The organism is Olsenella uli (assembly GCF_901212655.1).
Lineage (GTDB): Bacteria > Actinomycetota > Coriobacteriia > Coriobacteriales > Atopobiaceae > Parolsenella > Parolsenella uli_A.
This window is the reverse complement of the sequence record NZ_CAAKON010000023.1, coordinates 91,503-112,021: the sequence shown is the minus strand read 5'-3', so window position 1 is coordinate 112,021 and position 20,519 is coordinate 91,503. Positions and strand designations below refer to the sequence as shown.

General features: G+C 62.5%; 22 protein-coding genes. 5 read left to right on the top strand and 17 right to left on the bottom strand.

Translation table 11 applies throughout. The features are described 5' to 3' along the window. Positions 1-6 precede the first annotated feature (6 nt). The gene (locus EFAMC2_RS05370) at positions 7-249 is read right to left on the bottom strand and encodes a DUF6110 family protein (protein WP_154027824.1); all 243 of its coding nucleotides are present in this window, start codon (positions 247-249) and stop codon (positions 7-9) included. 534 nt (positions 250-783) lie between these two features. On the opposite strand from EFAMC2_RS05370, the gene EFAMC2_RS05365 reads away from it, so the two are divergent. The 3 genes from EFAMC2_RS05365 to EFAMC2_RS10540 all read left to right on the top strand — a co-directional run bounded on the left by EFAMC2_RS05365 (position 784) and on the right by EFAMC2_RS10540 (position 4,779). Continuing rightward, on the top strand, positions 784-2,979 hold the full coding sequence (locus EFAMC2_RS05365) for a YgiQ family radical SAM protein (protein WP_154027823.1): 2,196 nt from the start codon (positions 784-786) through the stop codon (positions 2,977-2,979). Positions 2,980-3,304: 325 nt separating this feature from the next. Then, the gene (gene fucO / locus EFAMC2_RS05360) at positions 3,305-4,468 is read left to right on the top strand and encodes a lactaldehyde reductase (RefSeq protein WP_154027822.1); all 1,164 of its coding nucleotides are present in this window, start codon (positions 3,305-3,307) and stop codon (positions 4,466-4,468) included. Between the two features lie 8 nt (positions 4,469-4,476). Then, on the top strand, positions 4,477-4,779 hold the full coding sequence (locus EFAMC2_RS10540; protein WP_410054797.1) for a DUF4160 domain-containing protein: 303 nt from the start codon (positions 4,477-4,479) through the stop codon (positions 4,777-4,779). A 268-nt stretch (positions 4,780-5,047) separates the two neighbouring features. Here EFAMC2_RS10540 and EFAMC2_RS05350 read toward each other — a convergent pair whose 3' ends face one another. The 11 genes from EFAMC2_RS05350 to EFAMC2_RS05300 form a co-directional block, all read right to left on the bottom strand. Then, complete coding sequence (locus EFAMC2_RS05350; RefSeq protein WP_154027821.1) at positions 5,048-6,196, bottom strand: iron-containing alcohol dehydrogenase; 1,149 nt, start codon at positions 6,194-6,196, stop codon at positions 5,048-5,050. A 95-nt stretch (positions 6,197-6,291) separates the two neighbouring features. Continuing rightward, the gene (locus EFAMC2_RS05345) at positions 6,292-7,248 is read right to left on the bottom strand and encodes an aldo/keto reductase (RefSeq protein ID WP_154027820.1); all 957 of its coding nucleotides are present in this window, start codon (positions 7,246-7,248) and stop codon (positions 6,292-6,294) included. After that, on the bottom strand, positions 7,235-7,804 hold the full coding sequence (locus tag EFAMC2_RS05340; RefSeq protein WP_154027819.1) for a hypothetical protein: 570 nt from the start codon (positions 7,802-7,804) through the stop codon (positions 7,235-7,237). The genes EFAMC2_RS05345 and EFAMC2_RS05340 overlap by 14 nt, the downstream gene beginning before the upstream one ends. A gap of 106 nt (positions 7,805-7,910) precedes the next feature. Further along, complete coding sequence (gene iolC, locus EFAMC2_RS05335; RefSeq protein ID WP_154027818.1) at positions 7,911-8,945, bottom strand: 5-dehydro-2-deoxygluconokinase; 1,035 nt, start codon at positions 8,943-8,945, stop codon at positions 7,911-7,913. Positions 8,946-9,014: 69 nt separating this feature from the next. Then, positions 9,015-9,212 carry a hypothetical protein gene (locus EFAMC2_RS05330; RefSeq protein WP_154027817.1) on the bottom strand — a complete coding sequence of 66 codons (198 nt, stop codon included), beginning with the start codon at positions 9,210-9,212 and terminating at the stop codon, positions 9,015-9,017. Between the two features lie 186 nt (positions 9,213-9,398). After that, complete coding sequence (locus tag EFAMC2_RS05325) at positions 9,399-10,067, bottom strand: RpiB/LacA/LacB family sugar-phosphate isomerase (protein ID WP_154027816.1); 669 nt, start codon at positions 10,065-10,067, stop codon at positions 9,399-9,401. A gap of 177 nt (positions 10,068-10,244) precedes the next feature. Further along, positions 10,245-11,129, bottom strand: a complete 885-nt coding sequence (locus tag EFAMC2_RS05320; protein WP_154027815.1) for a ketose-bisphosphate aldolase — start codon at positions 11,127-11,129, stop codon at positions 10,245-10,247. Between the two features lie 169 nt (positions 11,130-11,298). After that, entirely contained in the window at positions 11,299-12,417 is a 1,119-nt protein-coding gene (locus tag EFAMC2_RS05315; protein WP_154027814.1) for a PTS fructose transporter subunit IIC, read from the bottom strand. A 213-nt stretch (positions 12,418-12,630) separates the two neighbouring features. After that, complete coding sequence (locus EFAMC2_RS05310) at positions 12,631-12,939, bottom strand: PTS fructose transporter subunit IIB (protein WP_154027813.1); 309 nt, start codon at positions 12,937-12,939, stop codon at positions 12,631-12,633. Positions 12,940-13,002: 63 nt separating this feature from the next. Continuing rightward, the gene (locus tag EFAMC2_RS05305; protein ID WP_154027812.1) at positions 13,003-13,455 is read right to left on the bottom strand and encodes a PTS sugar transporter subunit IIA; all 453 of its coding nucleotides are present in this window, start codon (positions 13,453-13,455) and stop codon (positions 13,003-13,005) included. 534 nt (positions 13,456-13,989) lie between these two features. Then, the gene (locus EFAMC2_RS05300) at positions 13,990-14,898 is read right to left on the bottom strand and encodes a DeoR/GlpR family DNA-binding transcription regulator (RefSeq protein WP_154027811.1); all 909 of its coding nucleotides are present in this window, start codon (positions 14,896-14,898) and stop codon (positions 13,990-13,992) included. Between the two features lie 259 nt (positions 14,899-15,157). On the opposite strand from EFAMC2_RS05300, the gene EFAMC2_RS05295 reads away from it, so the two are divergent. Beyond that, positions 15,158-15,892, top strand: coding sequence for a GntR family transcriptional regulator (locus EFAMC2_RS05295; RefSeq protein WP_154027810.1), 735 nt, complete (start codon positions 15,158-15,160; stop codon positions 15,890-15,892). Between the two features lie 226 nt (positions 15,893-16,118). Here the strand turns inward: EFAMC2_RS05295 and EFAMC2_RS05290 are convergent, their stop codons facing one another. From EFAMC2_RS05290 to EFAMC2_RS05270, 5 genes are all read right to left on the bottom strand, one after another. After that, the gene (locus EFAMC2_RS05290) at positions 16,119-16,562 is read right to left on the bottom strand and encodes an HIT family protein (protein WP_154027809.1); all 444 of its coding nucleotides are present in this window, start codon (positions 16,560-16,562) and stop codon (positions 16,119-16,121) included. Between the two features lie 83 nt (positions 16,563-16,645). Beyond that, a complete protein-coding gene (locus EFAMC2_RS05285) occupies positions 16,646-16,906 on the bottom strand; it encodes a hypothetical protein (protein ID WP_154027808.1) in 261 nt (86 codons plus the stop codon). 18 nt (positions 16,907-16,924) lie between these two features. Then, a complete protein-coding gene (locus EFAMC2_RS05280) occupies positions 16,925-17,191 on the bottom strand; it encodes an MFS transporter (RefSeq protein ID WP_154027807.1) in 267 nt (88 codons plus the stop codon). Further along, the gene (locus tag EFAMC2_RS05275; RefSeq protein ID WP_154027806.1) at positions 17,134-17,832 is read right to left on the bottom strand and encodes an MFS transporter; all 699 of its coding nucleotides are present in this window, start codon (positions 17,830-17,832) and stop codon (positions 17,134-17,136) included. The genes EFAMC2_RS05280 and EFAMC2_RS05275 overlap by 58 nt, the downstream gene beginning before the upstream one ends. A gap of 201 nt (positions 17,833-18,033) precedes the next feature. Next, positions 18,034-18,798: an SDR family NAD(P)-dependent oxidoreductase gene (locus EFAMC2_RS05270; protein ID WP_154027805.1), complete on the bottom strand. Its 765-nt coding sequence runs from the start codon at positions 18,796-18,798 to the stop codon at positions 18,034-18,036. Positions 18,799-19,188: 390 nt separating this feature from the next. On the opposite strand from EFAMC2_RS05270, the gene EFAMC2_RS05265 reads away from it, so the two are divergent. Continuing rightward, entirely contained in the window at positions 19,189-20,268 is a 1,080-nt protein-coding gene (locus tag EFAMC2_RS05265; protein WP_154027804.1) for an iron-containing alcohol dehydrogenase family protein, read from the top strand. Positions 20,269-20,519 lie beyond the last annotated feature (251 nt).

Here is a 20,519-nt window from a genome sequence, read left to right as displayed (position 1 = left end):
TCGCGGCTACTCGGCCTTCTCGCCGGACTCGTCCTTGCCGTTGAGGTAGCTGGCCTCGTTGACGATGTCATCGACCTGGGCCTTGGCCTGCTCGACGATCTTGTCGTAGGACTCCTTGGCGCGCATGCCGCAGGCGACGGCCTGGACGTAGCCCTTCTTGGCGGTCTCGGAGGTCACAGCGGCGACACCGGCGGTGCCGAGCAGGAATCCGCCGGCAACGAGCAGAGCGTTCTGAGTGGACTTCTTCATGATGGTGCCTTTCTCTTCTCCCCGGTCCTGCCCGGGGGCATGTGGACGACGCCCGCGCCTAACGCGGGCTCACTCGCCAAGTTTACCGCTGCTCACTTGCGAACTTCCAGCCGTCGCAGCCACTCGGCTTGCGTTAAACGGGCGTCAATATGAGCCTTCATTGAACAAGCGTCAATTGTTAACCAGAGGTGATATGGAGGTCCTGCGGATGTGTGCTTCGGTGAACTCGGACACATGGCCGAACCTTGTACTTTCAGGGCCATTGACCTGGTGTTTTCTCTACTTGTTCGCAACCTGGGGACCAGCAGGCGCCCCAAGCCCGCCGCATCGGGGCACCCGGACAAGATGGCCTGCCAGGCGCCCCAAGCAGCCCGCGCCGGCATTGCTCGATGTAGGTTGGCCAGCCGCTTGCCAACAAGACTTCGCGTGAGCGGCGCAGACCCAGCCCGGGACGAAACGGCCTGCCGGGGCCCCACTCGGACGCCGTCTATACTTTTGGGACTGACACGCCCGCGCCCAGCCTCGGGAGACCGCATGGATAGCCGCACCAAGAGCCCAAACCACGCTCACGCCGCCGCCAGGCCCGGGCGCGACCAGTTCCTGCCCGTCTCGCGCGCAGACATGGACGCCCGCGGCTGGGACCAGTGTGACTTCGTCTACGTCAACGGCGACGCCTACGTGGACCATCCCTCCTTTGGCGCGTCCATCATCACCCGCCTGCTCGAGGCCCATGGCTACAAGGTGGGCTTCATCGCCCAGCCAGACTGGAAGGACCCCAAGAGCATCCAGGCGCTCGGCGAGCCGCGCCTGGGCTTTCTCGTCTCGGCGGGCAACATGGATTCGATGGTGAACCACTACAGCGTCACCAAGCACCGGCGCCCCAAGGACTTCTACACGCCCGGCGGCAAGATGGGCGCCCGACCCAACCACGCGGCGGTGGTCTACGCCAACCTCATCCGCAGCGTCTACCGCGACGCCGCCATCATCATGGGCGGCATCGAGGTGTCGCTGCGCCGTCTCGCCCACTACGACTACTGGTCTGACAAGCTCAAGCGCTCCATCCTGCTGGACTCCGGCGCAGACCTGCTCATCTACGGCATGGGCGAGCACCAGATCGTGGAGGTGGCCGACGCCCTGGACGCGGGACTCCCCATCGACCAGGTGACCTACATCGCCGGCACCACCTACAAGGTGGCCGGCGAGGGTGCCCTCGACCAGGTCTTTGACTACGAGCTGCTCCCCAGCTGGGACGACCTCATGGCCGACCGAGTCAACTATGCCAGAAGCTTCAACATCCAGTACCGCAACATGGACGCCATCACGGCCACGCGCCTCGTGGAGCCATACCCCAACGGCGTGTACGTGGTGCAGAACCCACCGTCTTTGCCGCTCACCACCGAGGAGATGGACGAGACCTACGCGCTTCCCTACGCGCGCGCCTGGCACCCGGACTACGATGCCGCCGGCGGCGTGCCGGCCTTCACCGACGACATCAAGTTTTCCATCACGAGCAACCGCGGCTGCTTTGGCGAGTGCAGCTTCTGCGCCCTCACCTACCACCAGGGGCGCGTGCTACAGGTTCGCAGCCGCGAGAGCATCATGGCCGAGGCCCGCCAGATCATCGAAGACCCCGACTTCAAGGGCTACATCTTCGACGTGGGCGGCCCCACGGCCAACTTCTTCCGACGCGCCTGCGACAAGCAGGTCGAGCACGGCGTGTGCCACAACCGCCGCTGCCTGTGGCCCAACGTCTGCAAGAACATGGTGGTGGACGAGACGGGCTACGCGCACCTGCTGCGCGAGCTGCGCGAGCTGCCGGGCGTCAAGAAGGTCTTCGTGCGCAGCGGCATCCGGTTCGACTACACCATGGCCGACACCTCCGACGAGTTCCTCGAGGAGCTCGTGCGTCACCACGTGAGCGGCCAGCTGCGCCTGGCGCCCGAGCACGTGAGCGACAACGTGCTCGCCATCATGGGCAAGCCGAGGCGCCAGGTCTACGACGCCTTCTGCCGCCGCTTCGACGCCATGAACAAGCGCCTGGGGCTCGAGCAGTACGTGGTGCCCTACCTCATCAGCTCTCACCCGGGCTCCACCATGGCAGACGCCGTGGAGCTGGCCGAGGCCGTGCGCGACATGGGCTACATGCCCGAGCAGGTGCAGGACTTCTACCCCACCCCGTCCACGATGTCCACCTGCATGTTCTACACCGGCGTGGACCCGCGCGATCTCAAAGGCGTCTACATCACGCGCGACCCGCACGAGAAGGCCATGCAACGCGCCCTCATCCAGTACCGCAAGCCCGAGAACTGGGCCCTCGTGCGCGAGGCGCTGCGCGCGACCGGCCGCGAGGACCTCGTGGGCTTTGGGCCCACGTGCCTCATCAGGCCCTACCCGCCAAAGGAGGGCCAGGGCAAGCAGACGGGCGGCAAGGGCTCGGGGCGCCACGGCAAGCTCGCGCGCGAGCGGGGCCCCAAGGGCAACGGCGGCGACAGGCCTGCCGGGAACGCCAAGCACGGGACGAAGGGAAACGACGCCGGACACTCTGCCGGAAACGCCAAGCGCGGCCCCAAGGGAGGCGCCTCCGCGCACCCCGCCGGATATCCCAAGCGAGGCCCAAAGGGAAGCGGTGCCGGGCACTTCGCCGGCAATGCCAAGCGGGGCTCGAACCCGCAGGGGCGCAACCGGGCCGGCCAGGACCACGAGGCCAACCGGGGCGGACGCCGGAGGTAGCGTCACCAGAGACAGGGCGCGAGGGGCGCCTGCGCACAGGCCCCGGCCGTTTGCCTGAGGGAGGTGTCTGCGGGATGGACGCCGGACGCAGGCACCCGCAAACGGACGCTCGAGACGGGCAGGCGAAGGCGGCACGCCAAAGATAGTGCCGTCCGCCGACGAGATTGCCCGTTCGCGGATTAGGATTACTGATGGACCATATTTTCGGTAATAATGTTTCGGCGGTTTGGTAACGCGTCCCATCGACGCAACCGCCGCCGAGCCCCATGCCGCCCTTGTGGCGGCTTTGCCATGGGCCGAGGCGGCCTATCCCTTGGAGGGGAACATGGCAGTCAACCGCATCGTCCTCAACACCATCTCCTACCATGGCGCCGGCGCCATCTCCGAGATTCCCGGCGAGCTTTCGCGTCGCGGTTACAAGAAGGTCTTCGTGGCCTCCGACCCCGACCTCGTGAAGTTTGGCGTCACCGCAAAGGTCACCGACCTGCTGGACGAGGCCGGCATAGCCTGGACCCTCTACTCCGAGATCAAGCCTAACCCCACCATCCAGAACGTCGTTGACGGCGTCGAGGCCTTCAAGGCCGCCGAGGCCGACTCCATCGTCGCCATCGGCGGCGGCTCCTCCATGGACACCGCCAAGGCCATCGGCGTGATCATCGCCAACCCCGAGTTCGCCGACGTGCGTTCGCTCGAGGGCGTGGCCCCCACCAAGAACCATGCCGTGTTCACCATCGCCGTGCCCACCACTGCCGGCACCGCGGCCGAGGTCACCATCAACTACGTCATCACGGACGTGGAGAAGGTCCGCAAGTTCGTATGCGTCGACACCAACGACGCCCCCGAGGTCGCCGTCATCGACCCCGACATGATGGCGAGCATGCCCGCCGGCCTCACCGCCGCCACCGGCATGGACGCGCTCACCCACGCCATCGAGGGCTACACCACGAAGGCCGCCTGGGAGCTCACCGACATGTTCCACCTCGAGGCCATTCACCTCATCTCCAAGAACCTGCGCGAGAGCGTAGCCGAGGCCAAGGAGCACAAGGGCGGCTCCGGCCGCGAGGGCATGTCGCTCGCCCAGTACATCGCCGGCATGGGCTTCTCCAACGTGGGCCTGGGCATCGACCACGCCATGGCGCACACGCTCTCCGCGCACTATGACACCCCGCACGGCGTCGCCTGCGCCATGCTGCTGCCGATTGCCATGGAGTTCAACAAGCCCGTCGCGGCCGGCCGCCTCGCCGACGTGGCGCGCGCCATGGGCGTGAACACCGCCGACATGACCACCGACGAGGCCGCCGACGCCGCCATCGAGGCCGTGAAGCAGCTTTCGGCCGATGTGAACATCCCCAAGACCTGCGACGCCATCACCGAGGACGACCTCGACCAGATTACCAAGGACGCCATGGCTGATGCCTGCTTCCCGGGCAACCCGCGCGAGGCAAGCTTCGACGACGTGAAGGCGCTGTTCCGCAAGATCATGAAGTAGCGTGTGAGTTGCATGGGCCGGGGCGTCTTGCCTCGGCCCGCTCTGATGGCCGGCGGTCGCCCTTATTCTGGCGATCGCCGGCTTTTTTGTGGCTTCGATGCCAACCATCAGTTTATTCTTCGGAATCATTATTCGCATGTATTGGGGGGACCGTCTTCGATCTTGAAGGCAACGTGCTCGAAGGCCAGCTGCCCAAGAGGAAAGAACGGAATGTTGCCGCCTGGGCGGGCATTCATCATGACGAGCTGCTTGCAAACTGGGAGCTGGTCTCGAACAACAAGGACTTTTTTAAGGTCGATCCGCTGCGTTAAGAGGTCGCGCCATGCACACTCACGCAACCTACAACTCATTCGTTCCCGTCGTGCAAGCATGAGTCACCGATAACAAGACGATACTTGTCCGCTTGGCTGATGGCAGGACCGGTTAGATTGACCTTTCTCCCCTCATTGGAAAGGGCCCGTGGCGACGTTTGTCGGGCCACGCATTCTTTTCCCTCGCTCGCACAGCGTTCAAAACGATTGGCCGGGCCGACGATGTCGACCTGGCACCGGTATTTGTTTACGACCACATGGTTTTCGATTAGGCGTACACCTCGCGGTACAGCCGCTCCATATCGGCAACCGTCACGGGCTTGATGTTGTTCGCGGGACTGCCACTGGCCTCCGCATCACGCGCCATCTTGGGAATGGCGGCATGGAAGGCCGCTCGGTCGACACCGAACTCCGCGAGCGTCGGAACCTTAAGTTCGGTTAGCATGCGGTGCAGCGCAGACATGAAATCCTCAGCCGCCTCGCGGTCATCTGCGGAGTCACTGAGTCCGCAGAACCGAGCAACCCGCGCGAACCGGTCGTAGGCCCCGTCGAGCGCAAACCCAAAGCAGGCTTCCATAAGCGTTGCGTTCGAAAGGCCATGCGGCACATGGAAGAGCGCGCCAATGGGTCGCGACATCCCATGGATAATCGTAACGGAGGCATTGTTGAACGCGACACCCGCCTCAGTCGCCGCAAGCGACATCTGGGTGCGTGTCTCGACGTTGCTCGGCTCCCGCACGCACACCTCGAGGTTCTCGAAAATGCGCTTCGCCGCAGAGAGCGAGAACATCTCGGAAAGTGGCTGCGCCTTCCGCGAGGTATAAGACTCGACGGCATGACACAGCGCGTCGAGTCCCGTCGCAGTCGTAACACCGGCCGGGGCCGTCATCGTGAACCGCGGATCGACGATGGCAAGCGCGGGAATGAGCGGGGCTCCCGCAATGAGCATCTTCACGTCCCGCTCGGTATCGGTGATGATTGTGAACTGCGTCGCCTCCGAGCCGGTACCCGCCGTGGTGGGAATGGCTGCCATGGGGCACACCGAACCCGCATAGGACTCCCCCATGAACGAGGCAATCTCGCGCCCACTCGCGGCGCACATAGCGATGGCCTTCATCGTATCGATGGGAGAGCCGCCTCCGAGGGCAACCATAAAGTCGCAGCCCGTCTCCCTGTAGCGGCGAACGCCCTCGACGACCATACCGTCCACGGGCTCGGAGTTCACCGCGTCATAGACCTCGAAGCCAGTGCCGGCCGAAGCAAGCGCGTCGGTGAGGAGCCCGAGGTTGCCGAGCTTGCCCATCATGGCATCGGTGACGACAAGCGCCTTCTTGCCCATGCCGGCAAGCACGGGAAGCGCTTCGCCCAACGCATTCGGCCCATAGACGATCTTGTGCGGTGTAACAAACTGCGACATAGAAACCCCCGTGGTTGCAAAAGACAGAATCGGGCACTCGAGCGAAGCCGAGTGCCATGGCGGTAAAGCACTGCAGACTCGATGCGCCGCCTCCGCTACACCCCGCTCTCGGCATGGGCGCGGGCCACCCGCTCCGCCCACTCATCAAGCCGGTCGGGATGGAAGGTGTAGTTATCGGGACCGTCAAGCGCGTCGAGCGCGACCATGTCGGCCTCAGTGAGCTCGAAGTCAAAGACCTCGCTGTTCGACCGCACGCGCTCGGGGTGGAGCGACTTGGGCATCGTGACGAAGCCATGCTGAAGCGACCAGCGCACGCACACCTGGCCCGCATCCTTGCCCAGACGCCCGGCAATATCGGTCACGACCGGATTGCCCAGGAGGTGTCCCCGCCCAAGCGGAGCCCATGCCTCGAGCTGCACGCCCGCGTGCTCGCACCACGCAACGGTCTCGCGCTGCTGATAGCCCGGATTGAGCTCGATCTGGTTCACCTGTGGCATGACATTTGCCCGCTCGAGTAGCGTCTCGAGGTGATGCACGAGGAAGTTCGACACGCCGATGGCGCGCACGCGCCCCTCGGCATAGAGCTTTTCGAACGCCCACCAGGTACCCCAGACGCGCTCTCTCCACTCATCCTCATGGCCGCCAACCTTGGGCCAATGGATAAGGTAGAGGTCGAGATAATCGGTCTGAAGGTCCTCGCAACTCCGCTCGAAGGCGGCAAGCGTCTCTTCGTATCCCTGCTCATCGTTCTTGAGCTTGCCCGTGAGGAAGAGCTCGCCGCGCGGGATGCCGCTCTCGGCAAGCACGCGTCCCTCCATGGCCTCGTTGCCATAGTTGCGCGCGCCATCTATGTGGCGAAAGCCAAGCTCGAGCGCCAAACGCAGCGCCGTCTCCCCTACCTCGTTCGCCGGCATCATGTACATGCCAAAGCCAAGACATGGCATCTCGACGCCGTTCGAGAGCACGTACCGGTCAAGCTTGCCCGCAAGGCGCACGCGTGGAAGCGTCCGCATCTCGGGGCTCGACACCACACGCACCTTACCGTCCCACATGTGACGCCCCTTTCTTGAACGCCTCGAACGCGGGGGGCACGTCACCCTCCGAAATGCCGGTCCCGCTCATGGATGTCAAATATGAAGGAAGCTCGGAAACCTTAATCACCGAGACCCGAGCATCCGGAGAGATGGTGGCAACTTCCTCTGGGACAGCAATGACTATGGGCATCTCACGCCTGTCTGCCACCCTCTTGAGAAAGGCCCGTTGCTCCTTGAGCGCCCTCCCAAGCGCGGGGACGCGATCAGCGGAGGCGACGACCGGGGAGCACAGGCAAACGAACCCGTGCGCCGAGAACACGCTGACGAATTGCGCAACTGGAATACCCTTAGGTTCGAAGCACGTGATATAGCCCAGGCGGTGCGTCCCCACGATTCCCGAGAGCCACCCCGACTGCGAGAGATCTTGGCTGACAGTGCCCTTCCAGAAGTACTCGAGATAGCTCCCGAACAACTGCTGATAGACCGACCCCTTATATGCCGGATAGCCCCGTATGGCCTTCGCACCCATCACGACGAGAAACACGACGCATACCGCCACGAGCAAGACGTCCATACTGCACACCCCCAAACCCAGGATTGGCCCGACGCGCTACCTCGCCCAGGCAAATCGGCGTGCCTCACCGCACTCGGAGCGCAGCGCGACACACCCCAAGGACTCCCTATGCCCTTGCGACCATCTCGCCAAACTCCGCCTTCTCGGCATCAATGAAGGCCTGGACCTCCTCCGGGCCGGGCAGAGCATCGGAGCAGTTGTTCGCGCGCACCATCATCGACGCCTCGGCGGAACCGAACTCTAGGCAACGCTGCAGGTCCCAGCCCTGGAACAGCCCGTAGAGGAAGCCCGACCCATAGCCATCGCCGCCACCGAAGCCCTTGCGGGCCGTCACCGGGAAGGGCTTGATCGAGTAGCTCTCGCCACCCTCGACATAGGCGGTCGAACCCTGCATGCCATGCTTGATGACCACGATCTTGGCGCAGCACCCCTGCCAGTGGGCGGCGCTCTGCTCGTCGGCCATTCCGGGGCGAACAAGTCGCTCGGTGAGGTCGAACTCCTCGCGAGAGCCCATGATTATGTCGGCCTGACGAGCCACGGCCGAGTAGTAGATCGAGATCTCATCGGCATTCTTCCAGTTGTAGGCGCGATAGTCGATGTCTAAGATGACGGGCGTGCCCGCCTGTCGCGCCAGTAGCACAGCCTTGAGCGCCGCCTCCCGGCTCGGGCTTTCGGCAAGCGCCGTGCCGCTCACGAGCAGGGCCTTTGCGCTCGCAATGTACTCAGCGTCAACATCATCAACCGAAAGCTGCAGGTCTGCAATGCAGTTGCGATACATCAGGATGTGGCTCTCGCTCGGAGATAGCATCTCGGTAAAGGTGAGGCCGAGCTTCTCTCCGTTCGTGCAACGCGTCACGTGACTCGTGTCGATGCCCTCGCGCTCGAAGTACTCGCAGACGAAGTCACCGAACTGGTCATCTGACACCTTGCCGATAAACCCCGCCTTGAGACCGTGGTGCGTTACGCCAATAGCGATGTTGGCGGGTGACCCTCCCACGTACTTCTCGAAGTATTGGACATCCTTGAGGGGCTTGAACTCCTCGCGGACGTCATCGGAGTTGGCAGGATTGAAATCAATCGCAATGCGCCCGAGAAGCACGAGGTCGAGCGGTCGCGAGCTATCGAAGGTGACGTGCTGCATGATGCTTCCTCCTCGGAAGGGGTCGGTCGCCAAAAAGTCCAGATGCAACGGGACGTCCGTCGAACGACGTCAGAATGGGAAGAACACGAATACCAGCGCAATGCCAATAAGCGTCCAGGCGACGGCACGCACCGCGTTCTCGCGCTTCGACCATGCGTTCACGCGAGGGTCTGCCTGCTGCCTGCGCGTGAAGGAGACCTTTGTCCAAGTGATAAGCGACAGGCCAACCACCGCAAGCGCAATCTGCAGGTACTCCGACGTCTGCATGGAAGCCTCCTCGGACGAAACGGTTGTCGGACAAGATGGCGGGATTGCCGAGAGAGTTGCAACACTCGCAAGCCCGCAAACCTCCGTATGGTTTCCGTGCGCGGGCGGCCTCGGGGCAAAGGCCGCCCGCGCACGGGAACCATACGGGCGGGACGCCCCTGGGAGCGTCCCGCCCAAGCAGATCTCCTAGGCGAGGAACTCGCGAACGAGCGCCTCGAGCTCAGCGTCCTGGCAGCCGGCGAAGAAGCACTCTTGGAAGGCCGGGGTGAGGGCGGTCTTAACCATCTCGGGGTCAAGGGCACGAATGATCTCGGGCAGTGGCTTGGCAACGCGACGCTTCACGTCGTCGAGCAGGCGAACGTTCTTGTTCTGCGACTCCTTGCGGTCGGCCGGGTAGCCCATGCCCTTCGGAGAACCGAACGCGCGGGTGAAAATGTTCTCGAGGTTCAGCTCGGCACCCCAGCCAAAGCCCTTGGCATACGGGATGGAGAGCGCGTTGCCGTCGTTAATCTGAAGGAACAGGTACGCATCGGTGGGCTCGATGCAATAGCCGCAGACGACGCCCGGATACATGTTGCAGCTCATGAGCGCGCCCTGGCCCGTGCCGCAGCCGGTGACGATGAAGTCAACCGCCTTGGAGTTGAGCAGCAGCGCGGCCTGGATACCAATGTGCAGGTAGGTAAGGCGCGGGTTCTCGGCCGTGTAGTCCTCGGGCAGGTCGTTGGGGTTCGCGACCTGCTGCATGCCCGTGTTGTAGACGGTGTTGCCGAGCGGCTCGGCAACCTTCTTGAGCTGACCGAGGATGATGTCGTTCTTGGAGGCCTGGGAGAACTCCTGGATAAGGGCGATCTTCATATGCGTTCCTTTCTGGCAGGCGCCACGCTTGGCGCCGATGCGGCCTGTTGCGCGCGTCGCTTGTCACGACGCTAACCCGGACCCTAGCGAAGCCTACGCAAGGGACCCGGTAGAGACGTTCGGCGGCGAGACGTCAAAGAGGAAGGGACGGGAGCCACCCCGCCGCCGAAGCCGTCCCTACTCCTTGGAGCCGGAGTCGAAGTCGGCGTAGACATAGCGGTCGTTGGACCCGATGATGTGCATGTAGTCCTTCACGAACGCCTTGACGGAAGCCTCCGCCTTCATCTGAAGGGCGAGGAAGTCGGCATTGGGGTTCTCCTCGAGCAGCTCGAGCATGCCCGCCTTGGCGGCCGCAAACGCATCGGTGCAGACGTTGATCTTGTTGATGCCGCCGGCAACGGCCTTGCGGAGGTTCTCCTCACCCGAGCCGGAACCACCGTGCAGCACCAAGGGAATGCCGAGGGCCTCCTTGAGCTCATGCAGGCGCTCAAAGTCGAGCTTGGGAACGAAGCCCTTGGGATAGTTGCCGTGCGCGGTGCCGATGGCCACGGCAAGCGCGTCACAGCCCGTACGGGCCACGAAGTCCTTGGCCTGCTCGACGTTGGTGTACATGTCATCCGTGCGGCCGTCGCCGTCCGCCGCCTGGCCCACGTGACCAAGCTCAGCCTCGACGGAGACGCCCATCGGGTGCGCAAGCGAGACTATGGTCTTGGTGCGCTGGACGTTCTCCTCATAGGGCAGCGACGAAGCGTCAATCATGACGTTGGTGAAGCCCGCCTGGATGGCACGAATCTCGTCCTCGAGGTTGGAGCCGTGATCGAGGTTGTAGGCAACGGGAACCGTAGCGCGCTCCGCGAGCTCCTTCACCACGGGCACGATCTCGGTGAGGTGGGCGTGCTTGGAGATCTGGCCGCAGCCCATCTGGATGATGATCGGCGAGCGCTCCTCGCAGGCAGCCTCGATACCGGCGCGCACCATCTCGATGTTGATGCAGTTCATGGACATGACGCCGTAGTTGTTCTCGTTCGCGTGATCGAGAATAGCCTTCATGGACACGAGCATGAGAGAGTCCCCTTTCTGTTCCCGCCCCGAGTCGCCGAGCGCGGTTCTTCCTGTATTTCGACAAGAAAGGGCCGGCGGAACGGGTCACGTCCCGTGAAGCGTCCCTGCCGGCCCTTCTCATGGCCTGGGGCTTGTGGCTCAGGCCTTCGTGCATGTGGTTAGGTCGTTCCTAGAGCTCGATATCGAGGTCGTCGGTGATCTCCTCCTCGACAGCCTCCGCCTCCTCGGACGGCTTCTGCTTGATGGCGGCGTAGACAACGCCCGTCACCACGGAGCCGGCGACCAGGGCGATGACGGCCCAGAGGGGATTCGTCATGGCCGGGAAGACGAAAATGCCGCCGTGTGCAGCCACGGACTCGACGCCCATGCCAACTGCGATGGCACCCGCGGTGGCGGAGCCGAGCATGGAGGCCGGAATGAAGCGCAGCGGGTCGGCAGCCGCGAAGGGAAGCACGCCCTCGGTGATAAAGCAGAGGCCCATGGGGAGCGCGGTGATGGCAGTGTCGCGGTCGGTCTGCGTAAACTTGTTCCTGGCGATGAGGCTCGCGATGAACAGGCCGGTCGGAGGCGTCATACCGCCGATAATCTTTGCGGACATCGGGCCGTAGATACCGTCGGCAGCGAGGCCGTTGGCAGCCATGGAAGCGGTCTTGTTGATGGGGCCGCCCATGTCAAAGCCCATGCAGGCACCAATGACGGCGCCGATCACGGCCTTGGAGCCGCCGTTGAGCGAGGCAATCCACTTCTGGAACACATCCATGACGAAAGCCATGGGCTGAGCGAAGACACAGAGGAACAGCATGCCGCAGACGAACGTCGCAAGTACCGGAATGATCAGTACTGGCATGAGGCCCGCGCACCACTTGGGCGTCTTCCAAGTCTTCATCCAAAGGATGAAGTAGCCAATGACGAAGCCCATGAGCAGGCCGCCGAGGAAGCCGGCCTTCGACATCGTGCAGACGTAGCCGATGATGAAGCCAGGCACGATGCCCGGGCGCTCTGCGATGGCGTATGCCATGTACGCGCAGAGAATCGCCACCGCGAAGTTCATCGCGTAGGAGCTGAGCATGTTGACGCCCCACCAGAAGCCGCCCCACGTGAAGGGCTCCATTCCTGTGAACGGGGTTGCCCAGGATCCGGAGACTGCCTTGTAGTAGTCACCGATCTGCCAGCCACCGAGACCCTTTGCGAGAGCTCCGAGAATACCGCCCGCGACGACCATCGGGATCATGTAGGAGATGCCCGTCATGATGGTCTTCATGACGCCCACCTTCTTGATCTTGGACATGGAACTCCCTCCTTCCTTTCCCTCGGACCCGCAGGTCCGCCTATAGGTATGTAAACTATTGGCTTAAATAGGCCCATATGTTCATCTGTGCACTTATTCAGCTATGAGCACGGAGCTAGCCATAGGTATGTCTGAAAACAAGGAGTGCTGAGGCACCGCGGCCCCGAGTAAACGCGCGAATCGAAAATGTCAATCGAAAATAGAACCGAAACCCTACTTGCCGAGCTTCTTCTCAATCGTCGCGATGAGGCTCTTCGGGCTCTTCATTGCCGTGCTGATGGGAATGTCGACAACCTTCTTGTCCTTGAAGCGATCCTTGTTGACGGCGATATCGTGGGCGATGATCACGACATCCGCCTCGGCAATCTCTTCGGGAGTGAGGACGTTGTCGGCACCGATGGTGCCCTGGGTCTCAATCTTGCACTGGTGACCGGCGGCCTCGGCAGCGTCCTGAATCTTCTGGGCCACGATATAGGTGTGGGCGATGCCTGCGGTGCACGCGGTAACTCCAACGATCTTCATGCTCTTCCCTTTCGATGCGACCTTGTATGTCCCACGCGCCAAGAGGCGCGCTTCCTGCCCCTGCTAGGCAGTGAGGATCTTGACGACCTCCGCCGGAGTCTTGGCATTCTGAAGTTCCTCGGCGAGGCTGTCCTTGCCAATCTTGCCCGCAAGCTCGGCAAGCAGGCGCATGTGGTTCTGCGCGAACCCCTCGTCGTCGGAGACGCAGAAGAGGAAGAAGAGGTTGACCGGCTGCTCGTCGTAGCTCTCCCACTCGACCATGTGGTCACTGCGCCCAACGGCAATCGTGATCTTGTTGACCGCGGAGCTCTTGCCGTGGGGGATGGCGATGTGGTTGCCGGCACCCGTGATGCCCATGGACTCACGGACGTAAATGTCCTTCACGAACTGCTCGACATCGGAGATGTAGCCGTTGTCGTACAGGCGCTGGGACAGCTCGCGAAGCACCTCGTCCTTCGTCGTGCCCTTCACGTCAAGGTCGATGATGTTCTCATCAATAACTTCGCTCAGGTCCATCTCGTTCCCCTCTCGAATACGTTGATTGGACGCATGCCGGAAACCATAAGAAGCCGATGACCTCGTACGCATTGACAGACTGAACTCCCCCTGGCGTCTCGTCTTTGATGCGATGCCGCGCTTTGCCATTCCGCTCCAGCACCTCCGACATCTCGTGTGTGCCTTTGCTGACTCTGTAATACAGCAGCCAAAAGCCCGTGGCACCCCCCCCGCCCCCGAACGGTAGAGTTTCGTTCGCAAGCGGTAGTTCTCTATTATTGAGATGGTCTTGTTTGTCTTTCTTCGCTTCTAGAATTCTATGTTTTTGCAGGTAGATGGTTTGTTTGATATGTCCATCTGGGTAAACACGAAGACATTTACGCCTTACGGAATCTTTCGTTTTCAGCATTTGCGAAGATTTGTTTCTATTATTGTGCAGCTTGTAATTTCGTTTTATTCCGTTTTTAGTTCATCTGCGGAAAAATGGGGCGCCTGCCCGCACGCAGCGGGCAAGCGCCCCAGAAAACGATATGGTCACGTGTATCGCGGAGGAAGCTACTGCACGTGTCGTGTCGTCTGTCTGCCGATCGCCTCGCCATCGGTCCTCTCGTCGACGGAGCGCTCGACAGCCCGTGCCTCGTCTTCAGCGATTCGCCCCTCGTTGGCAAGCAACAAGGCACAGCGAGCCCCCGATTTCTCTATGGCCCCCGCTATCGCCCCCTGGGGGTCAGCCTCGGTAATGATTGCCATGAGATCATCGGGCCGAGCGAACTCGATGAAGCTTGGTCGCCGGACCTTCGATGCGTCCATGAGCATGAAATGCTCATGGGACTGCTTGAGCATGAGACGCTTGACCTCAGCGTTGCCCGTGAACTCGGTGGTGAACCCGCAATCCGGATGAAACGAGTCGCACGCGAGGAAGGCCTTGTCCACATGGATTCGCGAGAGAATATCCGCAGTGATGGAGCCAGTGATATAGCGGTGGTTCTTACGAAGTACGCCTCCCAAGAGCAGCACCTCGGCATGGGGCAGGTTCGAATCTGCGAACGTGGCGATAGACAGGTCACTCGTCACGATGGTGATGGAGCGCTTCTCGTAGAGGCTCCTCACGAACTCGAGGGTAGTGGTGCCCGTATCGACCAACAGGGAGTCGCCGTTCGTCACGAGGTCTGCGGCCACCCTCGCAACCGCACGCTTTGCCTCGACGTTGAGGTTCATGCGCTGGTCGGGATAGGAAACCGTGATGGTTCGCGTGATGGAGACGGCGCCACCATGGGTTCGCCGGAGCTTGCCGGCGCGTTCGAGCTTGTCAAGGTCGTTTCGAGCCGTGACCTCCGAGACGACAAAGCGCTCGCAGATATCCGACACCTGGATGGAGGAACGCCGGTTGACCTCCTCGGCTATCATCGCGCGGCGCTCGTCGATGGACACACGCCGCCCATCTTTCTCACTCGTCTCCCACATGGTTTCCACCCCGCTCCGTGCATCCTCTTTTCGCCACCCTACCAGCCCGCATCGGGCGGGCTCCCCACAAATCCGCAGCCGGTCGGGCTTGGAATCTGCAGGCGGCAGGCAACGGCCGGATGGTACAAGCGTACCGCTCCTCACGAGCCTCTTTCTGCCGCCGATACAATCAGCGCAGCATAAGCCCACCGCAACGCTCGCGATTGATACTATGGGAGCGCAGACAGCGGAACGAACGGGCTGAAAAGGGGCTTTACGCATGGCCGATGTGGAGTACACGGGCGTGGACGCGGCGCGCTGCATGCGCGTGCTGGAGCATCGCCCCGGCGAGAAGGCCACGCCCTATGCCTCCCGCGTGCTCGCCACCAACATTCTCATGCTCTACATGCCACCCGGTTCGGTCATCAACGAGCCCGACGTGGCCTCCCGCCTCGGCGTCTCGCGCACGCCCGTCCACGAGGCCGTCAACCTCCTCGTGGCGCGCAACCTCGTCTCGATCGCACCCAAGCGGGCCACCTACGTCTCGCTCATCGACATGAGCATTCACGAGCAGGGACGCTATATCCGCGGAGCCGTGGAGCCGCTGCTCATGAACGAGCTGCAGGGCAACCTCTCGAGTGCCCAATGTGTCATTCTCGAGCGCAACATGGACCGCCAGCGGCAGCTCGTGGGCATGTCCGCGCCTGACCCAGAGGAAGTCATCCTTATCGACGACGAATTCCACAAGTTCATGTACGTCGCGGCGGGCAAGGAACTCGTTTGGCGCTCCCTGCGCCAGATTCTGGGCCAGTTCGACCGCATGCGCTACATCGGCCTGCTCTTTGGCTACGACCGTCTGCGCACCGAGGAGCACGAGCGCATGATGGACATCCTGGAGCACGGCGGTGCCTCTATCGAGGAAATCGCGGCACTCGTATCCTCGCACCTCGATGGCTACAAGCGCTTTTACGACCGGCTGCGCGGTTCGTACCCGGAGTATTTCCGACAAGCGTAGCGCCTGGGATAACTAAGCCGGGAGAGTCCAGCGAGCATGTGAGAGCTTTTAGACGCATCAGACCCTGAGACCTCGCCGGCCCCCTCGTATCGCCCTGTGCCATTGGGAGAGCTCTTTTACGTGCGGTGCCAACTACCTGTAGGGCAATCGCTTGGGCAATGAAAAACGGGGCGCCCGGCACATCCGCCGGACGCCCCGCCCCAAGCATGCAAACCGAAAAGCCCGCCTACTCCTCCACCTTGTCGAGCGCCGCGAGCAGCTCGTCTCCGACCTGCTTGTACTCGGCATCCGTCAGCTCGGTGCGGCCGGGGTTCATCGCGAACACGCCGCCGAACTCGTAGGGGTCGCTCGCGTACTTGGGCACCAGGTGGAAGTGCAGGTGGTGCATCTTGTCGCCGTAGGCGCCGAAGTTGAGCTTGTCGGGATTGAACGCCAGGTGCATCGCCTTGGCCACGCGACGGACGTCGGCCATGAAGGCCGCGGACTCCTCCGGGGTGAGGTCGGAGATGTCGTCGACCGCCTTGTCGGACGACACGATGCAGCGACCGCGGTGGCTCTGCTCGCGGAACAAGATGAGCCAGCCGGAGTCGAGCTTGCGCAGGGCGATTCCGAACGTGCTCACGTCCTCGCCTGGCGCCGTGATGGTGCTGTAGGGATCGGTGCTTGCCATGGTTGATCCTCCTTGTGTGAATGCGCGTCTCTACGAAAGACCCATGCGGGACAGATGCGTCACCGCCCCGTCTCGAGCATAGCTTACGCCGCATGCGGTGCCGCTCCGGCCGTGTCTTGCGCAGCCGCTGCGACATGCCGGTTCATCATCAGCACCACACCGAAGGCGGCGATTGCCATGCAGCCCATGATGGCCAGGACCGGCATGAACGAGCCGAGCGCATCGGCAAGCAGGCCGGCACCCCACGAGCCCACCACGACGGCGAAGGTGCCGTAGCCGTTCACGATGGCGAGGTTCTCGGCGAAGTTCTTCTGACCCCACGCCTTGCGGGTCACAAACGGCATGGTGATGATTGTCCAGCATCAGGAGATGCCACACACCAGGCAGCCAGCGATCTGCACGGGGATGCTGCGCGTCACCACGGAAAGCGCCATGACGCACACGCCCACAGAGAACAGGGCCGCAATGATGAACATCGTCTTTGCGCGACCGAGCTTGTCGAGGATGGCGCCACCCGCCAGATGGCCTATGCCCGAGCCGATGTTCACGAAACCGATGGCGAACGCCGCGGTCACCGCGTCGGCGCCAAGGGAGATCGGGAACTCCTTGCCAATGCCCGTGAGCCCCATGCCAATCCCCCGAGCAGGAACAGGAACAGGTAGAGCATCCAGAAGACGGGGTCGCGCCGCGCCTCGGCAGAGGTGGCCTCACGCGTCTGGATGTCGGGGACGTTCGAGCTACCGCCGGCACTCGCCACGACGGCGGGAAGCTGTTCGGCCTCGGAGGCGCTCGGAACGCGAATCGCGAAGGCGCCGATCGGCACGAGCATCGAGAAGATGATGCCCACACCCACGAAGACCTCCTGCCGGCTACCAAGTTGCGCGTACACGTTCGTGATTACTGGGCCGAGGAGGAAGCCGCCAAATCCGCAGCCCATGAGGCAGACGCCCTGCGCAAGCCCCGTCTTGTCGGGGAACCAGGAGGTAATGGCAGGCACGATGACGTTGTAGACGAGGCCGATGCCCACGCTCGCGACAATGCCGTACGTGAGGTAGATGAGCATCAGGCTCGGGGAGCCACTCGCAAACGAGGAGCCCACGAAGTCCGCAAACAGAAACGCGATTGCCACGAGAAAGACGAACTGCACGTCGTGATTGCGCAGTAGCTTGCCCGCAAGCACGTTGCCACCCGTGAAGGCGATCATAGACAGGGCGGAGATGAGCGTCATGCCCGAGACCGACCAGCCAAACTGCGCCTTGAGCGGGGCCATCACCACCGAGTAGGAATAGATGAGGACGAGAAACAGCAGTAGGACCGTTCCATGGCCAGGATGAGATACTGCACTTCATAAGCGTGGCCTTTCTGAGAAGGGCCGCACCTCCCTTGCGTACGAGGCCCGCACTGCGGGCACCTTCGGCACAGGGCGGTTCGCGCGGCACTCCGCGTGAACCGCCCGAACGTACGGCCCTCCCTACATCACGAGGTAGCCGCCGTCGACGGGGATGACCGCACCGTCGAGGTAGTCGGACGCCCCGGATGCCAGGAAGACCGTGACGCCCTTCATGTCGTCACCGGTGCCCCAGCGATGCGCCGGAATGCGGTCGATGATGGTCTTGAAGCGCGGGTTCTCCGGGTTGGTGAGCGCGACATTCATGTCGGTGTCCATGTAGCCCGGGGCCACGGCGTTGACGTTGATGCCCTTGCCGGCCCACTCGTTGGAGAGTGCCTTGGTGAGCTGGGCAACTCCGCCCTTGGAGGCAGCATAGGCAGGAACCGTGAGGCCGCCGAAGAAGCTCAGCATCGAGGCGACGTTGATGATCTTGCCACCGCCCTGCCTGAGGAAGACGTTGCCGGCAAGCTGACAGAGCTGGAACACCGCGTTGAGGTTCACGTTCAGCACGAAGTCCCAGTCCTCCATCGGGAACTCCTCGCTTGGGTGACGTGCCTGGACGCCGGCGCAGTTCACGAGGACGTCCAGGCCACCCATGATTTCGACGGCCTTGTCGAAGGCCTTCTTGCAGGCCTCGCGGTCACCGATGTCGACCTGGATGCCGAGGGCCTTGTAGCCCCTCTCCGTGAAATCCGCGGCTACCTTGCCGACACTCTCGCTCGTGCCGAAGATGGTGACCTCGACGCCTGCCTCGAGCAGACCCTCCGCCATGCCATGGCCCAGGCCACGCGTGCCGCCAGTGACGATGGCCTTCTTGCCCGAGATGTCGAACAGATCGTGTGCCATGATGCGTGTTCCTTTCGCTTTGGGGCGCCGCCGCCCCACCCTGGAGGCAGCCGTGCCGCCCCACCTCTGACCGAATCCCTTGGAAGGACCACGGAGCCGCGCCGTCCAACCTTGCCCGTGCGTCCGGCGTTGCCGCGCATCCGGCTTCAACCTTGCGCCCGACATGGTCTCGCCTTGCGGACCTTCCGCGTCTTGCGGAGGCAGCCCTCATGGTCTCCTCCACTTGACGGCTTAAAATATATTTCTGTAATTCGTAGAACTGATTGCGTTTTAGGCTGAGTGACCTGTATTTATCCGTGAACACTCTTTGCCGATTATATACTCGCAGTTCAGAAATATATTGCTTATAGTGCGCTGTTGATTTGGCGGAGCCCAGAAAAGGAGCGCCTCGTGAGCATCTTTCACTCTCAGAACCTGCCCAGCTATACCATTGGCCCAGATGCCTATCGGGACATCCCTAACGTGCTCGGGATGGCGACGGTGGCCGTCATCGGCGGCAAGACAGCGCTTGAGAAGTCACGAAAGCGCCTAGACGCGGCACTCGATGGATCGTCGGTGACGCCGCTTACGTACCTGGTCTACGGGCACCAAGCCACCTTCGAGAACGTCGAGCGGCTCAAGGCCGACGAGAACGTGCAAAAGGCCGACGCGATCATCGCCGTAGGCGGTGGCAAGTGCACCGATACCGTTAAGGACCTTGCGTTCGAGCTCAGCAAGCCGGTCTTTGCGCTACCTACCATCGCCTCGAACTGCTCGCCGGTCTCCAAGATCTCGATCATGTACAACGAGGACGACAGCTTTCGCAAGATCGTCCAGCTCCCCTGTCCCCCGGTGCACACCTTCATCGACACGCAGGTCTGTGCCGAGGCCCCTTCCCAGTTCCTGTGGGCGGGCTTGGGCGACACGCCGGCGAAGTACTACGAGTCCAAGTTCTCGATGCGCGGAGATGCGCTCAGCTACGAGGTGACGCTCGGCAAGCACGTGGCCGAGATGTGCAAGGACGAGGCGCTCGCCGTGGGTGTGCAGGCACTCGAGGCCAACAAGGCCGGCAAGGCCACGCCCGAGTTCGAGCGCGCGGCACTGAACGTTGTGGTCACCACGGGCATCGTGAGCGGCCTTGTGGGCGTCGACTACAACAGTGCCCTCGCACACGCCCTGTTCTACGGGCTCACGACGATCCCCAAGGTCGAGCATAACCACCTGCACGGCGAGATCGTCTCCTACGGCGTGCTCGTACAGCTCGTCATGGACGGGCAGCTCGACGAGCTCGAGCTGCTCAAGCCCTTCTATCACAAGATGGGCCTGCCCACGAAGCTCGTCGACCTCGACCTTACGCTCGAGGACGACTTCTCGGATGCGCTCAAGGCAGCCGAGGAAAACCAGGAGCTCAAGCACGTACCGTACCCGGTGACGGCAGGCATGATATTCGCTGCCATGAGGAGGCTCGAGGAGCTGCAGCAACCCGAATAAGGATTCGTTAACCGCCGAGGTGGCGGGACGGCTCTTGCGGCCGGGGCGCCCTAGCACAGCTTGGGTGCCCCGGCCGTTTGTTTGTTGGGCATTGAGGGCTTTGGGGATTACTCGCGCGGGCACAGATCCGCATCGAGGTCACCCGCGGCCCGCACGCCGCCACCGTATGTGGGATTGTCCACGTCTCCGCAAATCTGCGGGCATCGGCTGGGAAGAATCAAGCGAAATGCATCGACCGCCGCTCTGTCATC

Bases quoted from the DNA above. Each gene is read 5' to 3' on its own strand.
- EFAMC2_RS05370 (WP_154027824.1), bottom strand. From the start codon at position 249: ATGAAGAAGTCCACTCAGAACGCTCTGCTCGTTGCCGGCGGATTCCTG.
- EFAMC2_RS05365 (WP_154027823.1), top strand. From the start codon at position 784: ATGGATAGCCGCACCAAGAGCCCAAACCACGCTCACGCCGCCGCCAGG.
- fucO (WP_154027822.1), top strand. From the start codon at position 3,305: ATGGCAGTCAACCGCATCGTCCTCAACACCATCTCCTACCATGGCGCC.
- EFAMC2_RS05350 (WP_154027821.1), bottom strand. From the start codon at position 6,196: ATGTCGCAGTTTGTTACACCGCACAAGATCGTCTATGGGCCGAATGCG.
- EFAMC2_RS05345 (WP_154027820.1), bottom strand. From the start codon at position 7,248: ATGTGGGACGGTAAGGTGCGTGTGGTGTCGAGCCCCGAGATGCGGACG.
- EFAMC2_RS05340 (WP_154027819.1), bottom strand. From the start codon at position 7,804: ATGGACGTCTTGCTCGTGGCGGTATGCGTCGTGTTTCTCGTCGTGATG.
- iolC (WP_154027818.1), bottom strand. From the start codon at position 8,945: ATGCAGCACGTCACCTTCGATAGCTCGCGACCGCTCGACCTCGTGCTT.
- EFAMC2_RS05330 (WP_154027817.1), bottom strand. From the start codon at position 9,212: ATGCAGACGTCGGAGTACCTGCAGATTGCGCTTGCGGTGGTTGGCCTG.
- EFAMC2_RS05325 (WP_154027816.1), bottom strand. From the start codon at position 10,067: ATGAAGATCGCCCTTATCCAGGAGTTCTCCCAGGCCTCCAAGAACGAC.
- EFAMC2_RS05320 (WP_154027815.1), bottom strand. From the start codon at position 11,129: ATGCTCGTGTCCATGAAGGCTATTCTCGATCACGCGAACGAGAACAAC.
- EFAMC2_RS05315 (WP_154027814.1), bottom strand. From the start codon at position 12,417: ATGTCCAAGATCAAGAAGGTGGGCGTCATGAAGACCATCATGACGGGC.
- EFAMC2_RS05310 (WP_154027813.1), bottom strand. From the start codon at position 12,939: ATGAAGATCGTTGGAGTTACCGCGTGCACCGCAGGCATCGCCCACACC.
- EFAMC2_RS05305 (WP_154027812.1), bottom strand. From the start codon at position 13,455: ATGGACCTGAGCGAAGTTATTGATGAGAACATCATCGACCTTGACGTG.
- EFAMC2_RS05300 (WP_154027811.1), bottom strand. From the start codon at position 14,898: ATGTGGGAGACGAGTGAGAAAGATGGGCGGCGTGTGTCCATCGACGAG.
- EFAMC2_RS05295 (WP_154027810.1), top strand. From the start codon at position 15,158: ATGGCCGATGTGGAGTACACGGGCGTGGACGCGGCGCGCTGCATGCGC.
- EFAMC2_RS05290 (WP_154027809.1), bottom strand. From the start codon at position 16,562: ATGGCAAGCACCGATCCCTACAGCACCATCACGGCGCCAGGCGAGGAC.
- EFAMC2_RS05285 (WP_154027808.1), bottom strand. From the start codon at position 16,906: ATGCCGTTTGTGACCCGCAAGGCGTGGGGTCAGAAGAACTTCGCCGAG.
- EFAMC2_RS05280 (WP_154027807.1), bottom strand. From the start codon at position 17,191: ATGGGGCTCACGGGCATTGGCAAGGAGTTCCCGATCTCCCTTGGCGCC.
- EFAMC2_RS05275 (WP_154027806.1), bottom strand. From the start codon at position 17,832: ATGGCCCCGCTCAAGGCGCAGTTTGGCTGGTCGGTCTCGGGCATGACG.
- EFAMC2_RS05270 (WP_154027805.1), bottom strand. From the start codon at position 18,798: ATGGCACACGATCTGTTCGACATCTCGGGCAAGAAGGCCATCGTCACT.